The sequence below is a fragment of the Cytophaga sp. FL35 genome (genome assembly GCF_014349235.1).
GTDB lineage: Bacteria > Bacteroidota > Bacteroidia > Flavobacteriales > Flavobacteriaceae > Euzebyella.
Genome location: NZ_JACSOH010000012.1, coordinates 1 through 11,092, shown reverse-complemented (window position 1 = coordinate 11,092; position 11,092 = coordinate 1). Strand labels below are relative to the sequence as shown.

The 11,092-nt window shown below is 39.7% G+C and carries 6 protein-coding genes; all 6 read right to left on the bottom strand.

Annotation, left to right across the window (positions count from 1 at the left end; translation table 11 throughout):
* The 6 genes from BIZ36_RS11160 to BIZ36_RS11135 all read right to left on the bottom strand — a co-directional run bounded on the left by BIZ36_RS11160 (nt 1) and on the right by BIZ36_RS11135 (nt 11,017).
* Nucleotides 1-3,177, bottom strand: coding sequence for a SusC/RagA family TonB-linked outer membrane protein (locus BIZ36_RS11160; protein WP_187457991.1), 3,177 nt, complete (start codon nt 3,175-3,177; stop codon nt 1-3).
* 264 nt (nt 3,178-3,441) lie between these two features.
* A complete protein-coding gene (locus tag BIZ36_RS11155) occupies nt 3,442-4,359 on the bottom strand; it encodes an alkaline phosphatase family protein (protein WP_187457990.1) in 918 nt (305 codons plus the stop codon).
* Nucleotides 4,360-4,363: 4 nt separating this feature from the next.
* Nucleotides 4,364-5,359, bottom strand: a complete 996-nt coding sequence (locus tag BIZ36_RS11150) for a metallophosphoesterase family protein (protein ID WP_187457989.1) — start codon at nt 5,357-5,359, stop codon at nt 4,364-4,366.
* A gap of 1 nt (nt 5,360) precedes the next feature.
* Entirely contained in the window at nt 5,361-6,254 is an 894-nt protein-coding gene (locus BIZ36_RS11145; protein WP_187457988.1) for a metallophosphoesterase family protein, read from the bottom strand.
* Between the two features lie 94 nt (nt 6,255-6,348).
* Nucleotides 6,349-7,848 (bottom strand): SusD/RagB family nutrient-binding outer membrane lipoprotein, encoded by a 1,500-nt coding sequence (locus BIZ36_RS11140; RefSeq protein WP_187457987.1) that lies wholly within the window; start codon nt 7,846-7,848, stop codon nt 6,349-6,351.
* Between the two features lie 10 nt (nt 7,849-7,858).
* Nucleotides 7,859-11,017, bottom strand: a complete 3,159-nt coding sequence (locus BIZ36_RS11135) for a SusC/RagA family TonB-linked outer membrane protein (RefSeq protein ID WP_187457986.1) — start codon at nt 11,015-11,017, stop codon at nt 7,859-7,861.
* Between the last annotated feature and the right edge of the window lie 75 nt (nt 11,018-11,092).

Here is an 11,092-nt window from a genome sequence, read left to right as displayed (position 1 = left end):
TTAGAAACTTAACTGTAGGTTGAAGGTGAAAGAACGTGTGCTGGGGTAGGACATGTTCTCGATACCTGGCTGAAGTGTTCCGCCGGAAACACCTACCGTTTCTGGGTCAAAATGCGGGTTGTCCGTCCATAACAGTAAATTTCTGCCTGTGAGCGATAAACGTAAGTTGGTAAGCGATAGACGGTCTGTTATTTTCTTCGGGAAAGAGTAACCTATGGAAGCCTCTCTTAATTTGGTGTAAGAAGCATCGTATTTGGCCGCTTCCACGTTATCTCTTTCGTAATATCTATTGTTGTAGGTTCTCGCATCTACATTAATGGTGTTTTCAACATAATTGGGGTTCTCGTCCGTACCCGTATTGATAACACCTTCCGCAACGATACCCGTTTCCCGGCCCTCTAATGTTTCCATTAGCTGGCCAGAAGTACTACCAATGGTCTTGGTTCTTGAGACAACAATCCCACCTTGTCTGGTATCGATCAAGAAACCTAAATCAACATTCTTGTATTTAAAACTGTTTTGAACCCCCAAGGTAAAATCCGGAGCATAATCACCTTGGTAAACCAAATCATCGGTACGAACCGGAATTCCTTGGTTGTTGATGATTTTTTGACCGAAGAACGGACTTGTTTCATCTTCTACCCTTTGGAATCCTCTACCGTAAATAGCACTGATGGAACCACCTTCCCTAGCTTGAATATAGGCGCCATTGGCACTGGTAAGGGTAAAATCTACCCCACCAAGGTCTTTAACCTCACTTTGGTTGGTTGCAAAATTGAAAATGGCATTCCATTTAAAATTATCGTTGACTACCGGTACAAAATTGGCGATGGCCTCAAAACCATAATTACGAACCTCTCCGGCGTTAATAAGTTGACTGGAATATCCGCTGGCAATATCGGTACTGATATTGATAATCTGGTTTCTGGTAGAACTGTCGTAATAGGTCAAATCAAAATTTGCCCTGCTCTGAAAGAGACGTAGATCCAATCCAAATTCGTAAGAACCCGTGATTTCTGGTTTCAAATTGGCATTAGGAATCAAGGCCGATTCCGTTAAGATAGGAGTTGAATCATCAAATGAAGATTCATTTTGATAAAAACTTCTCAATCGATAAGGGTCGGTATCATTACCAACTTCGGCATAAGCGGCCCTCAGCTTTAAGAAGGATAACCAATCGAGTTTCTCCATCATATCACTAACCACAGCACTTAGTGTAGCGGACGGATAGAAGTAAGAATTGTTATCGGTTGGCAAGGTGCTAGACCAGTCATTTCTTCCCGTAATATCCAAAAAGATGGCATTGTCATAGGCAAAACGCGCATATCCGTAGAGACTGTTAATGCGTTTGGCGTAATTGTCAGACGATACTTGAACCGCTTGTCTGCTATTGTTAAACGAGTAAACACCTGGATTGATCAATTGTGGGGCAACTGTTTTCTTGAAGTCTTGGTTTTGACGCAAATGGTTGCCACCTACGGACAGGTTTACGTTCCATTTCTTGTTGAAGGTATTGTCATAGGTCAATAAGAAATCCGTATTGCTTTCTTCAAAGAAAACATCATCCTCTTGATACGTTCCAAAAGGGAAACGTTGTGTACTGAAAGCTCTTTTTCGTTCTCTAAAATCGCGATAAAAATCACGACCACTTCTAAAAAGGAGGCTCCAGTTTTTATGAATGTCGTAGGTTAAGCTTACATTTCCAAATACCCTGTCTTTATCCTGGGCATTGGTGTTTTCGTACATGGTGAAATAAGGGTTGTCATGGTAATTATAATTGTAATTAAACTGTTGAACGCCTTCCAGTCCGGGTTGCCAGTAATCCTTTAAGTTGTTCGTATTTAGCTGTCTACCGTACCAGATGAAGAGATACATAATACTTTCGGTACCGTAACCCACAGCTGGCCTATTGTCACTATCGGTCTTGACATAATTTAAATTGGCATTCACTTTAATCTTATCGCTGAGATTTAGGCTTCCCGTAAAGCTTAAACTATTTCTCTCTAGGTCCGTATTGGGAAGGGTGCCTTCTTGATCCAAGTTTTGATAAGAAACGCGCATATTACCCATTTCTCCCGATTTTGAAACGGCAATACTGTTGGTTTTGGTGATACCCGTTTCAAAAAAGTCTTCAGTATTGTCAGGGTTAGAAACCCATGGAGTGGCCGTTATTGGAGCGTCGCTTACAAAGGTGTCTCCACCACGGGTACCATCCGCTCTAGGCGAGTCGAATTGGGGAATTAACAGCCCGGTATCTAAACGTGGTCCCCAGCTTTCATCAACACCATCCGCAATACCGGAACCACTACCATCAACAAATTCAAATTGTTGGTTGTTTCCTTGACCGTATTCATTTTGCCAATCAGGTACCATAAGTATATTTTCGATCGTTACCCCGGAATTTACCGTCACCCCCAGTTTGGAACCTTGGGATTTGCCCTTTTTTGTGGTTATAATGATAGCTCCGTTTGCGGCCCTTGATCCGTAAAGAGCCGCCGCAGCGGGACCTTTTAACACGTTCATGGACTCAATGTCTTGAGGATTTATTTCAGAAGCACCGTTACCATAATCTACACTTTGGGTACCTGAACCACTGGACCCTACAATTTCATTACTAATGGGCGTACCGTCAATAATAAATAGGGGAGAGTTACCATTGATGTTCAAGGAAGCATCCCCGCGAATGGAAACTCTTGCGGAGCCTCCTAATCCAGTGGGGCTATTGGTTACCTGAAGACCGGCCACTTTACCGGAAATACTGTTCAATAGATTAGGTTCCCTCGCTTGGGTAACTTCTTCGGTGCCTAGTTCTTGGGAGGCGTAACCTAAAGATTTTTTCTCCCTTTTAATACCAAGGGCCGTAACTACCACCTCATCAAGTTTCTGGGAATCTGGTTGTAGTGTAATAGTAGCGGAAGATTTTCCGGCGGTATTAAGTTCGGTGGATACATAGCCAATGTATGAAACTACAAGAACCTCATCTCCATTAGGAAGTTGAATCTGAAAATTACCGTCAAAGTCAGTCGCAACACCGGTAGAACTTCCTTTTATTACTACGGAAGCACCGGGCAAGGGCACATTGTTTTCATCGAATACGGTACCCGTGAAATTGTTCTGGGCACTTGCTGCAATGGTTACCAAAAAGGTAAAAATCGCTAATAGTAAGGTTTTTTTCATTTTGCGTATTTGTAAACTATTGGTTGTTCAATAGCCGCAAATATCAAATGTCTTCGTTTGATTTAAGATACGTTAATATTAATAAAAGTTAACGTTTTTAATATTAAATGTAAGGTTAGTGTTATCTTAATGTAATTTACTAATATTCAATTATAATGAGCTGCTAATAGGTGACCTGTAACTATTGTAAACTAAGGAATAAAAAATAAATTAAAGGCAATAGCGATGGATGTTAGAAATTAGAAATGGGTTATTCAAAGAGTTCTAATTGACCAGTGCCTCTGTTATAACTTTCCCTCTCCAGTGTTCTGGAATACTTAAACCTAAAATTTTTGCGATAGTTGCACCTGTATCATAGGTAACCACTGTGGATTTTAACTTCCCTTTCTTAGGAATGTTTTTGCCATATATAATCCAAGGAATTTCTACTTCCAATAGTGTTTTGCCACCATGACCTTTGTCTATCCCTCCATGATCGGAACTAAAAATAATAATTGTGTCCTCAAGCATATTTTTGCTTTTCAGATTTTCAATAATAGTACCTATAAGAGTGTCAATTTTTTCAACAGCGGTATAGTACTGTGGAGTGTCATGACCAATTTCATGACCTTCGTTATCTGGGTGTGAAAGATGAATAAAAGTAAAAATAGGATTTTCATTATTTATAAATTCTAAAGCCCTTTCTACTGTTTCCTCATCTTCAGGTCCATTATAATCCAAATCGACCATATTTTTTTCAAAAAGGTAACCTATTCCCCCCCAAGTATAGGATACTCCTTTTTTGGCATTGGGTAGTTGTTTATCGATTAAACTAAAGATTGATGGATACAGTCCACTTTCTTCACCTAATACAGCAGAAGGTAATTCCGGGGTTTTACTACCCCATTCTGTAAAACCATGTAGTTCTGGGCCGGAGCCCATGATCATAGAAGCCCAATTTACTGCGCTGGAAGAGGGTAATACTGATCGTGCGTTAAGGGAGAATGCTCCTTCTTCCATCATCTTTCTAAGATTGGGTACTTTCGCCTTTTCAAACGCATAGGCCCCAAAACCATCAGATCCTATTAGTATTACGTGTTTGGCAAGAGGCTCTTGATTTACAACTTTTTGGGTTTTACAAGAAGTAATTAAAATAGCGGTTAATATACCAAAGGCTGCTTTTTTTAAGAAGGATGACATCATAGTTTCAAAGTTTATTGGTGTTGAATTGTATTGATTTATTATTGATGGATGCTGAAAGGCGTGCCGCATCGGGGTGATTAAGTTCAAGAGGGGTAGGTGATCGAAATTGACCTGATCGGCCCTCTATTTCTATTTTTCCGGAAGGATCAATTGTTAAAAAGGCAAAAATAGGCTCGTCATAAATAGCCATGTTACCGGAGGATCCGTAACCTTTACCTGCCCAATAGTAGGAAGCACTGTTCATTTGAAAATAATGAACATCATTTATGATACTATGGGCATCTAAGTGATGGTGACCGCAGAAACATGCAATGACCTTTTGAAATTCATTATTGTTGGCATCATCAATAACCTTTCTTACTGAAAAACGGCTAGGGGATGACCAACCGTCCCATATTTCATCAAATGCCTGATGCGAAATGATAATCGTTGGTTTATCGGTTTTATCTAGATCCTCTCGTAACCAATCGATTTGGTCTGGGTGGACCAGACTCCTGTTTTCTTGTTCTATATAAAAGTTGGCATGACCATAATCATGGTAGGAACCATCTTTTTTTATGTAGTTTCCATCCATGACAATGAAATGAAAATCTTCCTTGTCAAATGAGTAATAGCTATTTGCCATTCCATAGAATGCCATCGTTTCTGCTTTTGTGGCTTTATCCATGTCATGGTTTCCGAGAACGTGGTACTTATCTCCACTAAAGGAATTCCACAAGTCTATACATTCTTTTCCTTGCTCATTCGGATGACAAAAATCCCCTCCCTGAATAATAAAATCAAGCTCTCTTAAATAAGCCTCGTTTAAAAATATTTCTAGACGCAGCAGAGCATCTGGGCACAAACCATGGTGAACATCGGTTATAAATCCAATTTGAACTTTGTTACCGTTTTTTAATGGCTCACTAGCTTTAAATACAAAGGATTCTGGGGTAACTAGTGTTGCAGTGCTTCCAAGGCCAACCTTTTTTAAAAAATTCCTACGGTTATTTTTACTCATATTAGTAGGTATGATAGGTGTTAATTAAAGTTCCATCCTCCATAAGTTCAAGAATGGCATACCCAGGAGGTGTTTCCCTATACCAATATTTTTGGGCAGAGTTTGCATCTCCCTTTTCCCACCAAAATCCACTTACCGCTCCATTGCAATAATAATGGGCATTGTTATAAACAGCTGAGTCCAAGAGATGAACATGCCCGCTTAAACAATGAAATTTTTTGTCACTATGCTTATAAAATAAATCGGTTATGTACTTGCTATCCGTATGGTTCCCACCATCAATGATTGTACAGACGCCTAATATAGGATAGTGCGATAATACTACCACCGGAGTATCTTTATTTAAGGAGTCAAGGTCTTTTTCTAACCATTTTCTTTGTTCCTCGTCCAAAGAACCAGCATTTTCATTATTGCTATCCAATACCACAAAATGCCACCCTTTTCTAGAAAAACTGTAAAACCTGTTTTTAATTCCCAATTGTTCAACTGCATAACCTTTTCCATACATAGAATCATTTTTGTTGGGAGCTGCCCACCACATATCATGATTTCCCAAGCAGCTGAAAACCTCAAATTCTTTAAAACGAGACCGTAACTCGTTCCATATGCCCCATTGCTCGTTGACTCTTTCTCTTGAAATGTTATCGTAATCTGCTGCGTAAATGGTATCTCCTCCATTTAAGAAGAAATCTATATTATGATTTTTGACCTCTTTTATGCACTTTAAAAACCTTTCCGGGGCATTCTCTTCCGGTCTTATATGAATGTCCGTGATATGTGCAATTTTTAGGATGCTTTTTTTACTGCGTGTGGATTTTACTGCAAAGTTGGTTGGAGATACCATAGTAGCTCCTGCTCCTAGGCCAAAATTTTTAATAGCGTTTCTTCTGTTCATATTTCTGAGTTAAGGTTTTTTTTACTATAAAGGCTGATGGCCCGGTTACCATGAAATTCATGGAAGTCCGGGCACTAACTAACTCAACACATTTTTACTCTTGTATTAGCCACATAATTTGATCTCTATCATCTACTTCCTCTCCAAATTGACTCTGTAATGCGGCTCTATAATTCTCATTGTTATCTGTATCTTCCGAAGTGGGGTAGGCCCACCTTACAGGGAATCGTTCAACATCATTTACACCTGAAAACTTAAATTCCGGCACTCCGGTCCTTCTTTGTAAAAACCATGCTTCCCAATTTGAATTTTCTGCAAAGGCCAAGTATAATTGTTGATGAATTCTTTCTAAACCTTCTTGCCCCTCTAAGTAAGGTGAGTTGCTCTGTAAATAGATTTCAATGTCAGCATCTGTTACGTTATAGAATTGCATCGAGGCTTTAATACCATTTTCATAGTGCATTTGTGCATTTGAGGTAATCCATCCTCGGTTGGCAGCTTCTGCCAAAAGAAGCTCCTGTTCCGCATAGCCCAATAGGATTGATGGTTGACCTGTAAAGTTCAAATAGCGATCTTCGTTTGGTTTTGAAAATTCACCAGCACTTTTTTTAGCACCGTTGACTTCAAGATTCTCAGAAATATCAGACCCGGCATAGGAGTCAAAACTCATTCTTACCGCTACATCATTATCAGGATTCGCCTCCATGGCTTTTTGCGTAGGCTCCGCCACTTTGAATAATCTAGGATCCTCAAATTCTTTTAGTAGTTCTATGTAGACATCAGCATATACAACAGATTCAACCGTTATTTGTGAATTAGGGTTGTAGCTGCCCCTAAAACCATCCTCATCCCTATGCGTAATTTGCATATTGTCCTCCAGACCTGTGAATAAGGGATATCTATCCGGATTACTTACTATGGAGGCCAGCCTTTCTTGTATGTTAAGGTCCGGGTCATTAGCTTTTTTGCTTAGGGTTACCAATACGCGAACCGTAAATGCATTAATGGCCTTTTGCCATTGTTTTAGATTTCCATTGTAATAAAGATCTCCTGCTATTATCGTTGCCGGATTTCCTGCTATAAAGCCACCTAGTTCACTATTGGCTTCGTCCAACCAATTAAGACATTGGATGTATACTTGTTTCTGGGAGTCATAGGAAGGTGTTGGGTTCTCTGCTCCTAACATAGCTTGGGAAAGAGGGATGTCTCCCATTCTTCTTGTCATTTCAACGTAGTAGTACGCTTTTAGAAACTTGGCCAGTATGGCATATTCTTGGGAACCTGTAACTTGAGATTCTTCAATCATTTTGTCAATATTTCTTAATTGACCGTAACTAAAGGAGGCACTACCATACCTGTAATTTACAGGAGGCGAAACTCCAAGATCGGCCGCAATGGCGTTATGGTATTGTGAATCTCTATAATTGCCGGAAAATGCAGATGCAGGCAATGGCGTAACGTTTGTAAAGAGTAGACTAGGAGGAACAACAGTTGGGTCATTTGGGTTTTCCCTTAGCTCATCATATTTTAAACAGCTACTTACTGTTGCGATTAGAAGACAAACTCCTATAATTTTTGATATTGTTGCTTTCATTGGGATGCTGTTAGAATTGAAGATTAAAATTGAAACCATAGGTTCTTTGAGCGGGAGACTGTAAATTGGTATCGCCCGTTGTAAGGGTGTAGGTGTCCAAGTCTGCATAAGTGTCCTTGTCCTTGGTCCAGTAGGCCAAGTTTCTACCTACTAATGAAACGGAGGCATTTTTAACAAAGCTATTTTCCAACCAGCTTTTAGGAAGATTATAGGTTATGGTTACCTCCCTAAGTTTTATAAAGGTTTTTTCAATTTTGTTATTCTGCCAGGCAGCTTTATATCTAGAAGCCCAGGTTTGATATTCTGCTTTGATATCATTAGGTTCAAAAACCCTTGTATCCGAGACTATATTTCCTTCAGGGTCATAGGAAAGCTCACCACTTACAATTTTTACACCTTCAATAAGCATGGTGCGTGCGTCTGTACCTTCTGCATATGCTATGTTTGAAAGTTCCCTCTCTGGATGAATGGCATCTGGGTGTGAACCTGACCTCCATAAATCCCTTTCATAACGATCGTAGGTTACCCCGCCAAAGCGGCCATCGACCAAAAATGACAGGGATAAATTTTTATAAGCAAGGTTATTAAGTACACTAGAGGTGAAATCTGGTTGCGTGTTTCCTTGGTTAAGGTATACATCGGTTACTTTAGGCACTCCGTTTTCCTGAATGACCAATTCGCCCTCTGGTGATCTTTCCCATTCGCTATAGAAATAGTCATTTAAACGCCCCCCCACATGAACACGTCCATCTTGAAGTTGAGGTGTTCCATCCGGTAGTGCAGGTAAGGAAGTAAGATAGTCCCTATAAGCACTAAAATTGATGGTAGAATTCCAATTGAAATTATCGTTTCTTACTGGTGTAAGGTTAATTGTAAAGTCAACCCCTTTTCTCTGGGTGGTTCTACCGTTTAATCGAATACCGTTGTACCCGGACGTTTCGGAAAACTGTTGAACAAATATTTCTGGGCCGTAATTATTTTCAAAATAAGAGAAATCAAAACCTATCCTATTATTGAAGAATTTCCCCTCAATCCCGTACTCGTAGGAGGTATTGTACGAAGGGGAGAGATTAGGATTGTCAAGAACATCAGGATAACTGGCTATTGGCAGGTTTCTTGTCCTACTTCCGGTTTGGTAGGTGTTAATGGCCGAATAAATACCGTTACTTCCGCCAGCCAAATCATTACCAAGGTCACCACCTACCTTGGCATAAGCTGTTCTAAGTTTTAGAAAATTAATAAAACTTGGTAGTTTAAAGACATCAGTCAATACTGTGCTGAAATATACTGAGGGATAAAAGAATGAATTGTTATTCTTTGGTAGTGTTGAGGTGTTGTCCATTCTACCGGTCACGCCAAAGTAAAACTGATTTTTATATGCAAGGTCCATTGTGGCATAAGCACTATAAACCCCTTTTTTCTCTTTATAACTCGTAGGTGTAACACGATCAACGGAGTTGCTTAACTTAAATACGTTGGGTACAATTAGTTGTGTAGTACTGGCAAAGAAATTGTTATATCTAAAATAGCGTTGGTTGCCTCCTAAAGTGGCATCTACTGAAAAGTCATTATTGAAAAATCTGTTACTATAGGTAAGTAAGAAATCGGTATTCGATTCAAAAAGGTTGTCCTCTGTGTGCCGGTATCTGCCACCTCGATCTGGTATGTCATAATCATATAAGTCTACAGCAATTTCTTCATCTCTTGTTCTGGACCAAGAATTAGCGCTAGTTCTTATAAAAGCACTTAAATTTTCATTAAAATTGTAGTTGAGTTTCAAGAAACCTAATACATCATTTTTGGTGTAAGGACGTTTCCAAGCATGTGCTAGAGCGTAAAGGTTATTGTATCTCCAGTTTTCTACCCATTTCTGTTTTACGTTTTCTTGCCCTTCAACCCAGTAATCTTTGAAGTTTTCAATATTGAAATGTGTTCCCCCCCAAATGTTCAAAAGGTAAATGGGAGACTCTGGTCCGTAGGTCGAACGAGGAAGGTTACTAGCGTATTGATAGTTGTATTGTAGGGAACCATCCAATGAAAGTCTATCAGTAATATTTAACAGCCCTCTTAGACGTGTCGTATTTACATCTAATTTAGCGCCAGGTACTGGGGCTTTTGAATATTTGTAAGTGTTGGATATGGTAAAATTTCCTCTTTCCCCATTAGTTTGAACAGTAATATTATTATTGCTAACTATACCAGTCTCCATAAAACTACCCAAGTTGTCAGTTGCCCTGGATACCCATGGAGTAGGAATGCGCTCACCGGTTTCTGGGTCTATGGGAGAATCAAATTGTTTTATCAATCTTCCATCAAATTTTGGTCCCCAAATGGAGTAATCAAAATCGTTTGTCCCACCTCCTCCGGCAGCCCCCGTACCGAATTCATAGATTCCGGCATTACCAGGTCCGTATTGATTTTGTGGAATGGGATATCTTATGAAGTCTGTTTGAAAAGTTGTGGAGGAGTTTACTGAAACGGAGGTGCCTTTTGGGGCTTGGGCCCCAGATTTCAGTGTAATTTGTACAGCGCCATTAAGACCTAAAGACCCATATAAGGCGGAAGCTGAGGCGGCCTTAAGCACAGAAATGCTTTGTATATCATCTGAGCTTATGTTCCACATGTCCGTACTTGGGCTTGGTACACCGTCAATGACTATTAATGGTTTACTGCCTCTTAAGAATATTCCAGGATCCGTAAAGAAGTCATTATTATTGGTTATGGTCAATCCGGCAACTTTTCCCGTCAGGGATTCTACCACATTTGGAGCTATTGCCTTTTGAACAGATTCTCCATCTACTTCTTGTACGGCATAACCAATTCTTCTCTTTTCTTTTTTAATTCCAAGGGCCGTGACTACCACTTCTTCCAGGGCTTGGGAGTCCGGTTTTAAAGCGATAGTGATATTTGATTGCCCATTGATATCAATTTCTTTGGATATATAGCCTATATATGATACGTTCAAGACTGCATTACCATTGGGTAAATCCATCTTGAAATAGCCGTCAAAATCGGTGGCAACACCAGTGGAACTGCCTTTGATTACTACAGATGCTCCGGGTAGTGGCGCATTGTTCTCATCTAAAACTTGCCCCCTGATAGAAGACTGGGAGTAAGCCGTCAGAATTGTAAAAACAATTAAGACTAAGGTTAAAATTGGTTTTTTCATTTTTTCGTATTTGTAAACTTTGGTTTATTATTACGAAACAAATATCACTGGGAGAAGTTAGTTTTACTTCTCATT

Coding starts and splice junctions, on each gene's coding strand:
- BIZ36_RS11140 (WP_187457987.1), bottom strand. CDS start 7,848: ATGAAAGCAACAATATCAAAAATTATAGGAGTTTGTCTTCTAATCGCA.
- BIZ36_RS11135 (WP_187457986.1), bottom strand. CDS start 11,017: ATGAAAAAACCAATTTTAACCTTAGTCTTAATTGTTTTTACAATTCTG.
- BIZ36_RS11150 (WP_187457989.1), bottom strand. CDS start 5,359: ATGAGTAAAAATAACCGTAGGAATTTTTTAAAAAAGGTTGGCCTTGGA.
- BIZ36_RS11160 (WP_187457991.1), bottom strand. CDS start 3,177: ATGAAAAAAACCTTACTATTAGCGATTTTTACCTTTTTGGTAACCATT.
- BIZ36_RS11145 (WP_187457988.1), bottom strand. CDS start 6,254: ATGAACAGAAGAAACGCTATTAAAAATTTTGGCCTAGGAGCAGGAGCT.
- BIZ36_RS11155 (WP_187457990.1), bottom strand. CDS start 4,359: ATGATGTCATCCTTCTTAAAAAAAGCAGCCTTTGGTATATTAACCGCT.